Origin of the sequence: Bradyrhizobium sp. LB14.3, from assembly GCF_040547985.1 — a bacterium.
In the GTDB taxonomy this organism is placed as follows: Bacteria; Pseudomonadota; Alphaproteobacteria; order Rhizobiales; family Xanthobacteraceae; genus Bradyrhizobium.
This window is the reverse complement of sequence record NZ_JBEPQT010000001.1, coordinates 417,426-432,495: the sequence shown is the minus strand read 5'-3', so window position 1 is coordinate 432,495 and position 15,070 is coordinate 417,426. Positions and strand designations below refer to the sequence as shown.

11 protein-coding genes are annotated in these 15,070 nt (G+C 66.0%); 6 read left to right on the top strand and 5 right to left on the bottom strand.

Annotated elements, in window-relative coordinates; translation table 11 throughout:
* Window positions 1–124 precede the first annotated feature (124 nt).
* The gene (locus ABIB00_RS01985) at window positions 125–2,713 is read left to right on the top strand and encodes a ligase-associated DNA damage response DEXH box helicase (RefSeq protein ID WP_354103192.1); all 2,589 of its coding nucleotides are present in this window, start codon (window positions 125–127) and stop codon (window positions 2,711–2,713) included.
* Window positions 2,714–2,766: 53 nt separating this feature from the next.
* A complete protein-coding gene (gene pdeM, locus ABIB00_RS01980; RefSeq protein ID WP_354103191.1) occupies window positions 2,767–3,438 on the top strand; it encodes a ligase-associated DNA damage response endonuclease PdeM in 672 nt (223 codons plus the stop codon).
* On the opposite strand, the gene ABIB00_RS01975 is transcribed toward pdeM, so the two are convergent.
* Complete coding sequence (locus ABIB00_RS01975; RefSeq protein ID WP_354103190.1) at window positions 3,435–4,298, bottom strand: LysR family transcriptional regulator; 864 nt, start codon at window positions 4,296–4,298, stop codon at window positions 3,435–3,437. The two genes, pdeM and ABIB00_RS01975, sit on opposite strands and share 4 nt — an antisense overlap.
* A gap of 96 nt (window positions 4,299–4,394) precedes the next feature.
* Here ABIB00_RS01975 and ABIB00_RS01970 point away from each other — a divergent pair, with 96 nt between their 5' ends.
* The gene (locus ABIB00_RS01970; protein WP_354103189.1) at window positions 4,395–5,309 is read left to right on the top strand and encodes a DMT family transporter; all 915 of its coding nucleotides are present in this window, start codon (window positions 4,395–4,397) and stop codon (window positions 5,307–5,309) included.
* 11 nt (window positions 5,310–5,320) lie between these two features.
* Window positions 5,321–6,112, top strand: coding sequence for an MBL fold metallo-hydrolase (locus tag ABIB00_RS01965; protein WP_354103188.1), 792 nt, complete (start codon window positions 5,321–5,323; stop codon window positions 6,110–6,112).
* Window positions 6,113–6,215: 103 nt separating this feature from the next.
* Here the strand turns inward: ABIB00_RS01965 and ABIB00_RS01960 are convergent, their stop codons facing one another.
* The 4 genes from ABIB00_RS01960 to ABIB00_RS01945 form a co-directional block, all read right to left on the bottom strand.
* Window positions 6,216–6,986: a TIGR02186 family protein gene (locus ABIB00_RS01960; RefSeq protein ID WP_354103187.1), complete on the bottom strand. Its 771-nt coding sequence runs from the start codon at window positions 6,984–6,986 to the stop codon at window positions 6,216–6,218.
* Window positions 6,983–7,900 (bottom strand): sulfite exporter TauE/SafE family protein, encoded by a 918-nt coding sequence (locus ABIB00_RS01955; RefSeq protein ID WP_247352313.1) that lies wholly within the window; start codon window positions 7,898–7,900, stop codon window positions 6,983–6,985. The genes ABIB00_RS01960 and ABIB00_RS01955 overlap by 4 nt, the downstream gene beginning before the upstream one ends.
* Before the next feature lie 311 nt (window positions 7,901–8,211).
* Complete coding sequence (locus ABIB00_RS01950) at window positions 8,212–11,673, bottom strand: tetratricopeptide repeat protein (protein WP_354103186.1); 3,462 nt, start codon at window positions 11,671–11,673, stop codon at window positions 8,212–8,214.
* Window positions 11,674–12,017: 344 nt separating this feature from the next.
* Entirely contained in the window at window positions 12,018–12,608 is a 591-nt protein-coding gene (locus tag ABIB00_RS01945; RefSeq protein ID WP_354103185.1) for a PadR family transcriptional regulator, read from the bottom strand.
* Window positions 12,609–12,814: 206 nt separating this feature from the next.
* Between ABIB00_RS01945 and ABIB00_RS01940 the strand changes: the two genes are divergently transcribed.
* Together ABIB00_RS01940 and ABIB00_RS01935 are read left to right on the top strand one after the other, a co-directional pair.
* On the top strand, window positions 12,815–13,198 hold the full coding sequence (locus ABIB00_RS01940) for a nuclear transport factor 2 family protein (protein ID WP_247448394.1): 384 nt from the start codon (window positions 12,815–12,817) through the stop codon (window positions 13,196–13,198).
* Between the two features lie 38 nt (window positions 13,199–13,236).
* Complete coding sequence (locus tag ABIB00_RS01935) at window positions 13,237–15,027, top strand: acyl-CoA dehydrogenase C-terminal domain-containing protein (protein ID WP_354103184.1); 1,791 nt, start codon at window positions 13,237–13,239, stop codon at window positions 15,025–15,027.
* Window positions 15,028–15,070 lie beyond the last annotated feature (43 nt).

Here is a 15,070-nt window from a genome sequence, read left to right as displayed (position 1 = left end):
CACGTCTTCGCTTCCGTGTGGCAAGAACGTGGATGGCCGGGACGAGCCCGGCCATGACGCCTGTGGGTGCATCCCGCCCACCCACCCCTCGACGAACCCACCCCCACGGCTTACCTGTGATGCCGTGCCGCCTCGCATCCTCAAATCTCCGGCCGAGCCGGCCGCGCTGTTGCCCGACCGCTTCCAGGCGTGGTTCGCAGCCCGCGGCTGGTCGCCGCGCGAACATCAATTGGCGCTGCTGGAGAAAGCGCGCGAGGACCGTTCCGCGCTGCTGATCGCGCCGACCGGTGCCGGCAAGACGCTGGCGGGATTTTTGCCGACGCTGGTGGAGCTTTCGATGCAGACGGTCGAACCGACGACAGGCGCGAAGCAAAGCCTTGTCTCCACCGGCCGCACCCTGCAACGCAGCGGCGGCCTCCACACCCTCTACATCTCCCCGCTCAAGGCGCTCGCGGTCGACATCGCACGCAATCTGGAGCGGCCGGTCGCCGAGATGGCGCTGCCGATCAAGATCGAGACCCGCACCGGCGACACGCCGACGTCGCGGCGCCAGCGGCAGCGGCGCTATCCGCCGGACATTCTGCTGACGACGCCCGAACAGCTCGCGCTGCTGCTCTCCTCCGACGACGCGCCGTTCCTGTTCTCCTCGCTGAAGCGCATCGTGCTCGACGAGCTGCATGCGCTGGTGACCTCCAAGCGCGGTGATCTTCTCTCGCTTGGGCTCGCGCGGTTGTGGCGATTGGCGCCGCAGATGCGGGCGATCGGCCTGTCGGCGACGGTGGCCGAGCCGGAATCGCTGGCGCGCTTCCTGGTGCCGCAGCCCGGCGGCAAGGAAGCGGCGGCCGAGATCGTCATCGCCGGCGGCGCGGCGCCGCCGCTGGTCGAGATGATGGATACGCGCGAACGTCTGCCCTGGGCCGGTCACAGTGCGCGCCATGCGCTTCCCGAGATCTACGAGCTGATCAAGGCGAACAAGACCACGCTGGTCTTCGTCAACACCCGCAGCCAGGCCGAGATGCTGTTCCAGAATCTCTGGAGCATGAACGATGACAACCTTGCAATCGCCCTGCATCACGGCTCGCTCGATGTCGCGCAGCGCCGCAAGGTCGAGGATGCGATGTCGGCGGGAAAATTGCGCGGCGTGGTCTGCACCTCCTCGCTCGACCTCGGCGTCGACTGGGGCGACGTCGATCTCGTCGTCAATATCGGCGCGCCGAAGGGGGCCTCGCGCCTGATGCAGCGCATCGGCCGCGCCAACCACCGCCTTGATGAAGCCTCGCGCGCGGTGCTGGTGCCGGCGAACCGCTTCGAGGTGCTGGAGTGCCGCGTCGCCATTGACGCCATCGCCGAGAATGCACAGGACACGCCGCCGCTGCGCACCGGTGCGCTCGACGTGCTGGCCCAGCACGTGCTCGGCTGCGCCTGCGGCGAGCCGTTTCTCTCCGACGAACTCTACGACGAAGTGCGCACCGCGGCGCCCTACGCCGATCTCACGCGGCAGGATTTCGACGACGTCGTCGATTTCGTCGCCTCCGGCGGCTACGCGCTGAAAACCTACGAGCGCTTCGCGCGCATCAAGCAGGACAAGCAGGGTCGCTGGCGCGTCGCCAATCCAAAGGTGCGGCAGAGCTACCGGATGAATGTCGGCACCATCGTCGAGGACGACATGCTGAAGGTGCGGCTGGTGCGATCGCGCGGCGGCGGCCAGGGAAAAGCAGGCGGGTCAACGGGCGTGATCGCCCGCGGCGGCAGGTTGCTCGGCGAGATCGAGGAAGCCTTCATCGAGGGCCTCAGTCCGGGCGACACTTTCGTGTTCAGCGGCGAGGTGGTGCGCTACGAGACCCTGGTCGAGGACCAGGTCTATGTCTCGCGCGCCAACGACAAGGACCCGAAAGTGCCGTCCTATATGGGCGGCAAGTTTCCGCTCTCGACCTATCTTGCCGAACGCGTGCGTCGCCTGCTCGATGACGCGCGCGCGTGGGGCGCGTTGCCGGAGCAGGTGCGCGACTGGCTGTCACTGCAAAAGGACGTCTCCCGCGTGCCGGCCGTGCGCGAGCTGTTGGTCGAGAGTTTTGCGCGCGCCAACAAGCATTACATCGTCTGCTACCCGTTCGAAGGCCGTCTCGCGCATCAGACGCTCGGCATGCTCTTGACGCGCCGGCTGGAGCGTGCCCGCGCCCGGCCGCTCGGCTTCGTCGCCAACGAATATGCGATCGCCGTCTGGGCGCTCGGCGACATGTCCTTCATGATCCGGGACGGCAGGATCGACCTTGACGCGCTGTTCGATCCCGACATGCTCGGCGACGACCTCGAAGCATGGCTCGCCGAATCCGCTCTTATGAAACGTACGTTCCGCAATTGCGCGATCATCTCCGGCCTGATCGCGCGCCGGCATACCGGCGAGGAGAAGAGCCGCCGCCAGGTGCTGTTCTCGACCGATCTCGTTTACGACGTCCTGCGAAAACACCAGGCCGATCACGTGCTGTTGCGCGCCGCCCGCGCCGATGCCGCCACCGGCTTGCTCGATCTGCGCCGTCTCAGCGATATGCTCACCCGCATCCAGGGCCGCATCACACATCGGGAACTCGACCGTGTCTCTCCGCTCGCCGTCCCCGTGATGCTGGAAATCGGCCGCGAGTCAGTCTATGGCGAAGCTGGAGACGAGCTGTTGGCGGAGGCCGCCGACGAGCTCGTCAAAGAGGCGATGGGATAAGAGCAGGTTCGGACGTGACGATAGGCGCGCTGGTTTCAGGGGATATCGAGGACATGCGCGTTTCAAATGTCAGCATCAGCGGCGTGACGTTCGCGGCCGATCTTTCCGGCGCACTGTTCTGGGAAGAGCAGCGCATGCTGGTCGTCTCCGATCTGCACCTGGAAAAAGGTTCCAGCTTCGCCATGCGCGGCGTGCTGCTGCCGCCTTACGACACCATCGCGACGCTCGGCCGGCTCGCTGCTGTCATCTCCCGCCATAATCCCCGAATCGTCATCGCGCTCGGCGACAGTTTTCATGATCGCACTGCACATGGACGGCTGTCGGCGGACGATCGCGACGCGGTCGCCGGCTTGCAGGCCGGCCGCGACTGGATCTGGATCTCAGGCAATCACGATCCGGCGCTGCCGCGTGATCTCGGCGGCACCGTCGCCGACGAAGTGGCGATCGGCCCGATCACCTTCCGCCATGAGCCGACCGGCGCGTGCGGCGAGATCGCCGGCCATCTGCATCCCAAGGCCCGTGTCTCCGCGCGCGGCCGCTCGATGGAGCGCCGCTGCTTCGCGTCCGACGGGATGCGCGCCGTGATGCCCGCCTTCGGCGCCTATGCCGGCGGCCTCAGCATCCGCGATGCCGCGTTCGCAAAGATCTTTCCGAAAAATGGCTTTGTCGCGCATCTGCTCGGCGACCGCCGCGTCCACGCGATCGCGGCGTCGCGGTGCAGCTAAGCCGCCTTCGCCTGCACGTCATCGCAAAACTCCGCAAGGCGATCCGCCAGCCGTAGCGTCGCTGGGCTGGCGCCGGGCGCGGCCATCAGCGCCACCTCGGTCCGGTTGATCGGTGCAAAGCCGTCCTTCGCCGTCAGCACGCGGTGATCCGCCTGGATCGACATCTCCGACAGGATGCTCAGTCCCATGCCGGCGGCAACGGCGGCCTGGATGCCGGCGAGGCTCGATGAGGTGTAGGACATGTGCCAGATGCGGCCCGCGCTTTCCAGCGCGTGGATGGCGCCGGCGCGGTAGAGGCAGCCGAGCGGAAAGCCGATCAACGGCACCGAGGCGACGTCGGCATGGATCGGATGGCTCTTGCTGGTGACCCAGTGCACCTGCTCCGGCCACACCGCAATTGCGCCCTTCGCACCGGCCTCGCGCTTGAACAGCGCCAGATCCAGTTCGCCGCGATCGAGGTCGCGCGACAGGTTCTTGCTCTGGTCGGCGCGCACATCGAGCCGCAGGCCCGGATGCGAGCGCGAGAATGCGCCAAGCAGTTTCGCCAGCCGATATGCCGCAAAATCCTCGGGGATGCCGAGCCGGATCGCGCCTTCGCCGTCGGGCTGGCTCAGCACGTCGCGCGCCTCCTCGGCGAGCGATAACAGCCGCCGCGCGTAGGACAGCAACCGCTCGCCGGCCTCGGTCGGACGCACGTCCTTGCCGTCGCGGTGCAGCAGCACCTGGCCGACATCCTCCTCCAGCCGCTTGATCTGCTGGCTGACGGTCGATTGCGTGCGGTGGACGCGCTCCCCGGCGCGGGTGAAGCCGCCGGAATCGACCACCGAGACGAAGCTGCGCAGGAGCTCCAGATCGAGCATGGATGTCTCCATTCGAAAATCAACTGGCAGTGAGTTAATCATTTAATTTCCAAATGACAAGCCGGGTTCCTAGATCGAGGGCTCAGGAGATTCCACATGTCGCTCGTCCCCTCGCTTGCCGTCCCCCGCAGCCGTTTCAACACGCTGCCCTTCGCTATCGGCCTGTTCTGCCTGCTCTGGAGCTACGCCTTTGTCGCCGGCAAAATCGGGGTGACCCATTGCCCGCCGTTGATCCTGCTCGCCGCGCGCTTCTCGCTTGCCGGCATCCTGATCCTCGGTGCCACGCTGATCCGCGGCGGCGACTGGTCGCTGTCCTGGCGCGATGCCGCGATCTTCGCCGTGCTCGGCATCGCCAACAACGCGCTCTATCTCGGGCTCGGCTACACCGGTCTGCAAACGGTCTCGGCGGGCCTCGGCGGCCTGATCGTGTCCGCCAATCCGGTGTTCACGGCGGGCCTCGCCGCGCTCCTGCTCGGCGAGGGCATGACCTGGCGCAAGGCGAGCGGCCTGCTGCTCGGCATCGTCGGCGTGACCTTGATCGTCTGGCATCGGCTGTCGGTCGGCACTGACTCACTGCACGGCATCATGTTCACGCTGGCCTCGCTCGCCTCCATCGTCGCCGGCACGATCCTGTTCAAGCTGCTCGCGCCGAGGGGCTCGTTGTGGATCGGCAATGGCGTGCAGAATCTTGCCGCCGGCATCGTGCTGACGCCGGTCGCGCTGACCTTCGCCGACGTTCATGCCATCGACGTTACGCCGGGCCTGATCGGCGCCTTCGCCTTCCTCGTGCTCGGCGGCTCGATCCTCGCCTACTGGCTCTGGTTTCATCTCCTGAAAGTGTGTGGCGCAACGGCTGCCAGCGCTTATCATTTCCTGATGCCGCCGCTCGGCATGTTGTTCGCGTATCTCGTGCTCGCCGAGCATGTCGAGGCCCGCGATCTGCTCGGAATCATTCCAGTGGCGCTCGGGATCTATCTGGTGACGCGGCCTGCCGCGAAGCCTGTGTCGTAGGAGGAGTTCTTATGCCCATTTCCATTACCCTGATCGGCGGTCCCACCGCGCTGATCGAGATCGACGGCTTCCGCTTGCTCACCGATCCGACTTTCGACGACGCAAATACCGCCTATCAGCTGCCGCATGTGAAGCTGGAGAAGACAATCGGCCCTGCGCTCAAGGCTGATGCAATCGGCCCGATCGATGCGGTCCTGCTCAGCCACGACCAGCATTCGGACAATCTCGACAATTCCGGCCGCGAGTATCTCAGGCATGCAAAGCGCGTCCTGACGACAGAAGCCGGCGCCAAGCGCCTCGGTGGCCAATTCGAAGGCCTGCATGTCGAAGGCCTGGTGCCGTGGGGCACGACGCGTCTGAAAGATCGTGACGGCAATTCGCTGACGATCACCGCGACCCCGGCGCGTCACGGCCCGGCCGGCATCGAGCCGCTGTCAGGCGACGTCATCGGCTTCGTGGTGTCGTCGAGCCGGACCGACACAACTTCGGTCTATATCAGCGGCGACACTACCTGGTTCGATGGCGTCGCCGAGGTCGCACGCCGATTCAAGTGCGGCGTGGTGATGCCTTTCGCGGGCGCTGCGCAAACGCGCGGGCCGTTCCATCTCACCATGGACACCAACGACACCATCGAGACCGCACGCGCCTTCCCCGATGCGATGATCGTGCCGGTGCATACGGAGGGCTGGGCCCATTTCCGCCAGAACAGCGAGGATCTGCGCAAGACCTTCGACGCGCTCGGCTTCGGGACGCGGCTGCGATTGCTGGAGCCCGGCGTGCCGACGGTGGTGCAGGCGCCGTAGCTAGCACCGCAGCCGTCATTGCGAGCGAAGCGAAGCAATCCAGAATCCCTCCGCGGCGGCAGTCTGGATTGCTTTGCTGCGCTCGCAATGACGGAGAATGCAGTCAATCCTTCCGAAACACGATCGAGGCCATCCAACCCGTCATCAGCGCCATCGCGGCGGTGATGAGGCCGTAGATCAGCCCGTTCTGCCGCGCAGTGGTGGCGACGAACTGCTCGAAGCCGACCTTGACGATCTCGAACGCGGTCTCTGTCTTGCCGACGAACGCGCCGTCGGCAAACAACTTGATCTCGACCTGGTAGGTGCCGATCGGCACCTCCGCCGGCAGTGGAATGCCGGTGCGGAACAGCGTCGGTGTCAGGAACGTCACCGCGCTCGAATCCTCGCGATAGAGCCCGCGCTCGGTGCGCAGGCGAATGAAGGCCGAGCGGAACGCGTCGTTCGGCACCACGTCGGCGTAGTCGCCGCTGACGCGTTGGGTCAGCCGCACGTTGTTGAGCCCGATCTGCTGTCGCCGCGCGACCTCGGGCGAGGTGATCGCCTCGAACGAGCGGTTGGCGAACAGCGCGAGATAACTCGGCACCTCCAGGAACTGACGGTAGTCGGTGTTGATCCAGATCCCGAAGGTGCGCTCCTTGCGCCGCGTCACCATATCGGCGCGCGGGCCCATCACGGTGACGACGAGATCGTAGGTCTTGCGGTCGGCGGGCGTGGTAGCGTCCTTCTCGACCGAGCCGAACAACACCAGCTCCTCGCCGGAATAGTTCGGCGTCACCGTGACACGATGGTTGGAGACCGACACGATCAGCCGCTCGGCGCGTGCGGCGGAGCCGAGCAGCAGGACAAGCAGGACTGCGAGAGCTGCGCGCATCATCCGTTCACCCCCAGCTCGCGGATGGTGAAGAGGTCCTCGGGCCGGATCACCAGTTCGATGGCGAAGCGAACACCGACCGAAAGGATCAAGAGGCCGAGCAGCAGCCGCAGCTGCTCGCCGCGGATCTTCTGGCCGGCGCGGGCGCCGAACTGTGCACCGGTGACGCCGCCGACCATCAGGATCAGCGCCAGCACCGCGTCGACGAGGTGATTGGTCGCAGCGTGCAGCAAGGTCGCAAACAGCATCGTGACCAGCGTCAGGACCATCGACGTGCCGATCACCGTCGAGGTCGGCACCCGCAGCAGATAGATCATGATCGGCACCAGGATGAAGCCGCCGCCGATGCCCATGATGGCGCCGATGAAGCCGATCACGATGCCGACGATCACGACCGGAATCACCGAAAGGTAGATCTTGGAGCGCTTGAACCGCATCTTCAGCGGCAGCCCGTGGATCCAGTTATGCGTGCGCCGTGGCGGCACCGCGCCGCGCCGGGTCCGTAGCAGGGCGCGCAGGCCTTCGGAGAACATCAGGCTGCCGACGGTGGTGAGCAGCACGACGTAAGACAGTGCGATCATCAGATCGAGCTGGCCGAGCGCGCGCAACTGCGTGAAGGTCCACACGCCGAGCGCCGTCCCGGTCACGCCGCCGCATAACAGGACGCTCGCCAGCGCCGGGTCGATTGCGCGCCGCCGCCAATAGGCGAGGGCTCCGGAAAAGGACGAGGCCGCGATGTGGCTCGCGACGGAAGCGACCGCGACCGCCGGCGTGATGCCGATGAAGATCAAAAGCGGCGTCATCAGGAAGCCGCCGCCGATCCCGAACATGCCGGAGACGAAGCCGACCGCCGCGCCCATCGCCAGCACCAGGAAGACGTTGACCGGAAGATCGGCGATCGGGAGATAGAGCTGCATCGAAGGACCACGCTCCGGCGAAAACGGATCGATTGCCGCGTCCCTCAATAGCCGAATTCGCTGGCGGGAGTGATCAGGAATTTTGGGCGTGGTGAATGGGCGCGGCTAGCCCGCGAGGCAAATGAGACTTGATTGCTACGGAGAAAGTGCGCTCCCTCTCCCGCTTGCGGGGGAGGGTCGGGGAGAGGGTGTCTCCGCAGTAAGACTCCCCAAGAGGACAAAGCCTCGGCGCTACGCGCCGACCTCTCCCGCAAGCGGGAGAGGTACACCGAGCCTGCGGCCCCTTTGGTCTGATCTAATGCTAATTCGCTTCAACGCACCGCTGACGCCGAGCGCTTGCTCGCGACCGGCTTCGGCGCGGGTTTTGCGGCTGCTTGCGGCGCGCTGTCCCAGCCGCCGGCGGGTGTCGCGACATTGACGGCATCATCGGGTTGCGGCTCGGCGCTGAACGTCTGAATCGCGAGCTTGGCGGCCGCGAGCGATTGCGGGTCGAGCCGCTTGGCGACATCGTCGCGCTTGCCGGCGGCATCCGCGTCACCCTGGGCGGCTGCGAGGGTGAACCATTTGTAGGATTCGGCGAGGTTCTGTTCGACACCGATGCCGCGGGCATAGAGGATGGCGAGGTTGAACTGGCTGTCGGCGACGCCGCGGTCGGCGGCTTTGCGGAACCACTGCGCCGCGCTCTTGTAATTGGCGCCATGTCCGCCGCCATCGGCGTCGAGCACTGCGAGATTGTGCATCGCCTTGGCGTTGCCGCGCTCGGCCGCCTGGGTGTAGTAGCGGCGGGCGATGTCGGCGTCCTTCTTCACGCCGAGGCCCTTCTCGTAGAGTGTGCCGAGGCGGAAGGTCGCCGGCACCACGCCGGCCTGCGCCGCGCGGTCGTACCATTTGGCGGCTTCGTCGTAATTCGCGGCCACGCCCTTGCCTTCGGCAAAGCGCACGCCGAGCTCGTAGGCCGCGTTCGCATCGCCCTTCATGGCGGCGGTACGCAAGCTCGGGCCGCCGATGCCGTCAGGCAGTTTTTCACTCGGCGGCACCTGGATCATCGCGAGTTTCGCGCGGCTCGTGCCCGACAGCGCGCCGGTGACGTCGCTGGTGACAGGCGGCGGGGCTACGGCGGGCACCGGCGGAATTTCAACCGAGGCCGAATTGCCCGAACCGGCGGCGGGCGCCGGCGCGGCATTGTTCTGGGATTGCCGCCCGATCGGGGTCGGCGATGTCATCGACGGCGTGACCTGCTCGGGCGTGGCGGGCTTGTTCTCGACCGGCGGCGGCGCCGCCTGCGGCGCGGGTGCGCTCGACGAGTTCTCCATTGCCTGCGGCGACGGCGCCGAGCTGCCGCCATCGAGCAGATTCATCGCCATCTTGAAGGTGCCGAGCACGATCACGACCACGCTCGCGCCGACCAGCAGCGAGCGGATTTTCGAGGTGATGGTCGAACCGCCGTCCTTACCGTTGTCCTTGCCCTTGTCCTTGGACCGATCGGCCCCTGCCTTGGCGCCGCGGGCCGGCTTTTCCGGCTGTGCGGCGGCGGCCTGGGCAGCGCGGCGCGCGGCCGCGATGAAGCTCGACGACGACACCGGCTCCTTCGGCGCGGCCGGGATTTCGCTGATTGCGCTTTCAGACGCGGCAATGCGCTCCGACGGCGTGGCGACGCGTGCACCCGGCCGGGTGCCCGGCTCGAGCGGATGATCCGGCGGCAGTTCGGGCGCAAGCGCAGCCCGCGTGGGCACCGTATGCGGCTCGAGGATTTCGCTGATCGCGCGGGGCGGAACGGGGGGCGCCATCGGCATCGGCGGCGGCGCGGCGGGTGCAGCGGCGTGGAATTCGCGCGGCGCGGCGACGAAGGCGGCTTGCGCCGCCTGCGCCGCGGCGGGATTGGGCAGTTCCGGCTTCGGATCGTATTTCGGCGGCTGTTGCTGCGGCCGCGGCTCGCGCGCCATCGGCGCGGGCTCCATCGGAGCGGCCATCGGCAACGGCATCGGCTGCGGCGCTGCGGCCGGCGGCGCGGTGCGCACATTGCGCAGATCGCCCTCGATCATCGAGAGACGATCGACGACGTGGCCGAGTGCGTTGTGGACGGCCTCCAGCGAATCCTGGGTGCTGCGGTTGGTCTCGGCCTGGCTGAAGCGGATGTCGGAGAGTTCGCGCTTGACGATATCGACCATTCCGGATTCGGCCGGCGCGGAGCTGCGGCTCTCGGCCAGCGCGGAATAGGTCGCTTGCTGCCGTTCCAGGTGCCGCAGGATGTCGTGCAACCCGTCCTCGACGCGGCTCAAATTGCCGTTGCGCGGATCGGAGGCGGTCTCGATCCGCTCCAGCAGATACGAGACCCGCTGTTCAAGATGAGCGAAGGTCGAAGCCGAATCGTTGCCGACCTGCATGCGGTCGAAACGGTCCGACAGCGCGCGGATCGCATCTTCCAGATGCTCGCTGCTTTCGGATGGCTGAGGCCGCTCGCGCGTTTCCAGCGCGGCGGTGAGCGCCGCGATGCGCTGCTCCAGCACCGCAAAGCTATCGCCGGAGCCGGACGAGCGGGTGACCTGGTCGACCTTGGACGACAGCAGCTGCACGTCGTCCGAGAGCCGTGCCAGCGCTTCGTTGGAGGCGACGTTGGAGACGATGCCGCGCAGCGCCGAGATCGCGCCTTCGAGCTGGCGGACCGTCGAGGGATCGTCATTGGCGCGCAGGATCAGATCGAGCTTGGCGCCGAGATTGCGGATCGCCTCGTCATAGCCGGTGAGCTGCTCGGCCGGCGTCAGCGTGCGCAACACCTGCTTGATGTCGGACAGCGCGTGCTCGATGCCGGACAGGACCTGACCGTCGGTGCCGTTGGAACGCGTCTCGTCGATGCGCCGATGCAGCGAGCGGATCTCGTTCTCGATCGATTCGATCGCGCGGCGCGGCATCGCCTCGGTGATGGCGTTGCGGATCTCCGCAAGTTCGCTGCGGAACGTGTTGATCGCCTGCTCGGTATTGTCGGGGCGCTGGAGCGATTCGATCTGGCTCGTGATCTTGAGCAGATGGCGCTCGAGCGCGGAGAAATCCGGCCCCGGCTGCGGTGGCGGCGGAGCGTAGGCAGGCGCGGGCGGCGCCATCGGGGGCGCGAAAGGAGCTGCCGCAGGCGCGATCGAGGGCGCGGCGCGCGGCGGTATCTGCCGCGTCGCAAAGCCGTCGAGCTCGCTCTGGCGTGCGGTGATCTCGGCGACGGCAACGTCGAACGAAGCGGGGCTCAGGGGCGGTGAGTTGCGATAGACCTGCGCTGCCGCACGCTCGACCGCATCGGCCTGGCGCTGGCGGCTGTCGACGGGAGCGAGGCGCGGGGCCTGTGGCTGCTGCGGTTGGGGGTGCTGCGGCTTTGAGATTTGCGACAGCCGCGCATCGAGGCGCGAGATCGCATCGTTGAGCTGCCGTGCCACGCCCTGCTCGCGCGAGACGTCCGGTCGCGAAGAGTCCTGCCGTGAAGGGTCCTGGCGTGAAGGGTCCTGGCGCGGCGCGGGCTTCGAGATCCGCTCGATCTGCTGAGTGATGGCGTCGAGCCGCTGGTGGATGTCGGCGACTTCGCGGCTTTCCTGACTCGGTGCCTGGCTCGGAACGGTCGGAGCTTGCGGACGCTGGTCGTAAGGTCCGCGAAAGTTTGGCGGGGCAGTTTCGCCGAGCGTGGAGTTCAGCCAATCGTTGAGTGACATGCCGGCGCGATGCGCAGCAGCTTCGGCCCGCTCCCTGACCGATGGATCGATACCGTCAACACTCCACGATACGCGCGAATTCATGACTCTGTCCGGTTCCGACTCCGGCGCCCCACCCGGCGCCTCCAGTCTTCCCTCGCGTGCCGGTTGCAAAGACAATCGGATTTGGCGCGGGTCGTCTGCCTCGAAAACCGACTTTTGTCTGTTACGGTAAATAACGGGTTAAGGAACTCGTTGACGGGGTCTTAAAGTTGGGTGGGGCCTACCAGCCCAAGGAGCAGGTGCGCTCCCTCCCTCGCTTGCGGGGGAGGGCTGGGGAGAGGGTGCTTCCGCAATCGAAAACCCCCAAGAGGAGAGAGCCCTCACCCGCGCCTTCGGCGCGACCTCTTCCGCAAGCCGGAGAGGCGACGAGCACCACCGAAGCCGGTCTAGTCCTTGCCCTCGCGCTTGCCTTCCTCCAGCGGCACCACGGTGCCCTTGCCGCTCGTGACCGACAGGGCCTCGAGCGCCTCTTCGCAAAAATCGGCCACCATCTGCTCGTGCCGGGCACCGAGCTGAAGCAGGAGCAAATTACCGAGGTCGAGCACGCCCGACGCCGCGCCTTCCGGAAATCGCTTCTTGAGGATCCGCTCGTAATTCTCGTGCCGGTCGCGATGGTGCTCCAGCCGGGCCATCAGATCGGCGCGCAGGGGCTCGATGTCGATGCTGTCGAGCGCGTGCAGCCGCACCAGGAGGTCGTCCTTGATCGAGGGCGGCGTGCTTGGCCGCGCGGCCCAGTGCCGCAGCGCTGTTCGGCCCTCGGGAGTCAGCGTATAGATCAGTTTATTGGGTTTGCCTGTTTGCACGACCTCGCGGCCCTGGATGTAGCCGCGGTCGCGCAGCTTGGAGAGCTCGCGGTAGATTTGCTGGTGGTCGGCCTTCCAGAAGAAGCCGATCGAGGAGTCGAATGTCTTGGCGAGCTCGTAGCCCGTCATCGGACGTTCCGTCAGGCATGCGAGGATCGCGTCGCCCAGTGCCATTGCGCCAGCTCCCGTTCGAGGTCTCGACCTATTGACTTGACTTTATGCGTATTGGTGCATATGCGTCAACGTGCATATGGAGGGGCTAAGACCGGGGCCAAAGACCCGATCCGAAAACCCAGCGGAATCAAACTCATAGCTACTGTGCATGGGGTTGTTTTCGAGTTTTTTGCCAAGGCCTTTTATCCACGGGAGGCATTCTGACAATGACCGGTCTCGACTCCTGGTACGCCTTCATGAAGTCCCACGACGGCAAAGCGCTCTGGGACCTCCTGCATCCCGACGCCGTCTTCGAAAGCCCCGTCGTGCATTCGCCGCAGCGCGGACGCGACATCACCTTCAAATATCTCGCGAGCGCCGAGAAGGTGCTTGGCGGTCCCGGCTTCACCTATGTCGGAGAGTGGACAAGTGAGAGCGGCGCCGTGCTCGAATTCAAGACCCTGATCGACGGCCTCGAGATCAACGGCGTCGACATCATCACCTTCGACGGCGAGGGACGCATCACCCATTTCAAGGTGATGGTGCGGCCGCTCAAGGCGATCAACATGCTGCATCGCCTGATGGCCGAACAGCTTGCCGCCCAATCATAAAGAATTCCACCACTTCAAATCTATGCCGGGAGAACGCCATGCCGATTTACAAAGCCCCCGTCGAAGACGTGAACTTCCTGCTCAACGACGTCTTCCAGATCGACCGCTATGACAATCTGGCCGGCTTCTCCGACGCGTCGAGCGACGTGCGCGAAGCCATTTTGGGCGAAGCCGCCAAGCTCGCCGAAGAGGTGCTCCAGCCGCTGAATCGTGTGGGCGATCTCGAAGGCTGCAAGCGCGCCGATGACGGCAGCGTCACCACGCCGAAGGGGTTCAAGGACGCGTTCAAGCAGGTCGCCGAGGGCGGCTGGCTCGGCCTGTCGGCCCCGACCGAGTTCGGCGGCCAGGGTCTGCCGGTGACGCTGAGCCAGGCGGTCAACGAATTCCAGATCTCCGCCAACATGGCGTTCTCGATGTATGGCGGCCTCACCATGGGCGCGACCGCGGCGCTGATCGTCCACGGCACGCCCGAGCAGAAGCAGACCTACGTGCCGAAGATGGTGGCGGGCGAGTGGACCGGCACCATGAACCTGACCGAGCCGCATTGCGGCACCGACCTCGGCATGCTCCGCACCAAGGCGGTGCGACAGGCCGACGGCAGCTTCAAGATTACCGGCACCAAGATCTTCATTTCGGCCGGCGAGCATGACCTCGCGCCCAACATCATCCACCTCGTGCTCGCCCGCATCGAGGGCGCGCCCGCCGGCATCAAGGGCGTGTCGCTGTTCGTGGTGCCGAAATTCCTCGTCAATGCCGATGGTTCGGTGGGCACACGCAACGGCGTGGTCTGCGGCTCGATCGAGCACAAGATGGGTATCCACGGCAATTCCACCTGCGTGATGAACTACGACAACGCCATCGGCTGGCTGATCGGCGAAGAGAACAAGGGCATGCAGGGCATGTTCGTGATGATGAACGAGGCTCGCCTCGGCGTCGCCGTTCAGGGTCTCGCGCAGTCCGAGGTCGCCTATCAGAACGCGGTGGCCTATGCGCGGGATCGCATCCAGGGCCGCTCGCTCACCGGCGTCAAGGCGCCGGACAAGCCGGCCGACCCGATCATCGTGCATCCCGACGTGCGCCGCACGCTGCTGTCGATCCGCTCCTTCAACGAGGCCGCGCGCGCCTTCGTGATGTGGACCGCGCTGAAGAGCGACGTCGCCCACCGCTCCGAGGACCCTAAGGACCGCCAGGCCGCCGACGATCACATGGGCCTGATGACGCCGGTCCTGAAAGGCTTCCTGACCGATTACGGCTTCGCCAACGCGGTGCAGGCGCAGCAGATGTATGGCGGCCACGGTTACATCGCCGAGCAGGGCATGGAGCAGTTCGTGCGCGATGCCCGCATCGCCATGATCTATGAAGGCGCCAACGGCATCCAGGCGCTCGACCTCGTAGGCCGCAAGCTGCCGCGCGACGGCGGCCGCGCCATCATGGCGTTCTTCGGCGAGGTCATGGCCTTCGCCAAGGAGAACGGCGGCGACGAGGCGATGAAGCCCTTCATCACCCCGCTCTCCGCTTCGCTCGGCCATCTCCAGCAGGCCACCACCTGGCTGATGCAGAACGCGATGGCGAAGCCCGACAATGCCGGTGCCGCCGCGACCGATTACCTGAATCTCTTCGGCTTCGTCGCTCTCGGCTACATGTGGGCGAAGATGGCGAAGGTGTCGCAGGTGAAGATTGCCGAGAGCGGGGCAACCCCCTATCTCTCGACCAAGCTCGTCACCGGCCGCTTCTTCATGGAGCGGATGCTTCCGGAGACCGCCGCCAATCTTGCGCGCATCCAGGCCGGCTGCGCCACCATCATGGAACTGCCCGCGGAAGCGTTCTGAGGATTTCCGCCCCACGAATGATAGCGACCGCGCGGCGGTCGTA

Bases quoted from the DNA above. Each gene is read 5' to 3' on its own strand.
- pdeM (WP_354103191.1), top strand. From the start codon at position 2,767: ATGCGCGTTTCAAATGTCAGCATCAGCGGCGTGACGTTCGCGGCCGAT.
- ABIB00_RS01975 (WP_354103190.1), bottom strand. From the start codon at position 4,298: ATGCTCGATCTGGAGCTCCTGCGCAGCTTCGTCTCGGTGGTCGATTCC.
- ABIB00_RS01970 (WP_354103189.1), top strand. From the start codon at position 4,395: ATGTCGCTCGTCCCCTCGCTTGCCGTCCCCCGCAGCCGTTTCAACACG.
- ABIB00_RS01965 (WP_354103188.1), top strand. From the start codon at position 5,321: ATGCCCATTTCCATTACCCTGATCGGCGGTCCCACCGCGCTGATCGAG.
- ABIB00_RS01960 (WP_354103187.1), bottom strand. From the start codon at position 6,986: ATGATGCGCGCAGCTCTCGCAGTCCTGCTTGTCCTGCTGCTCGGCTCC.
- ABIB00_RS01955 (WP_247352313.1), bottom strand. From the start codon at position 7,900: ATGCAGCTCTATCTCCCGATCGCCGATCTTCCGGTCAACGTCTTCCTG.
- ABIB00_RS01950 (WP_354103186.1), bottom strand. From the start codon at position 11,673: ATGAATTCGCGCGTATCGTGGAGTGTTGACGGTATCGATCCATCGGTC.
- ABIB00_RS01945 (WP_354103185.1), bottom strand. From the start codon at position 12,608: ATGGCACTGGGCGACGCGATCCTCGCATGCCTGACGGAACGTCCGATG.
- ABIB00_RS01940 (WP_247448394.1), top strand. From the start codon at position 12,815: ATGACCGGTCTCGACTCCTGGTACGCCTTCATGAAGTCCCACGACGGC.
- ABIB00_RS01935 (WP_354103184.1), top strand. From the start codon at position 13,237: ATGCCGATTTACAAAGCCCCCGTCGAAGACGTGAACTTCCTGCTCAAC.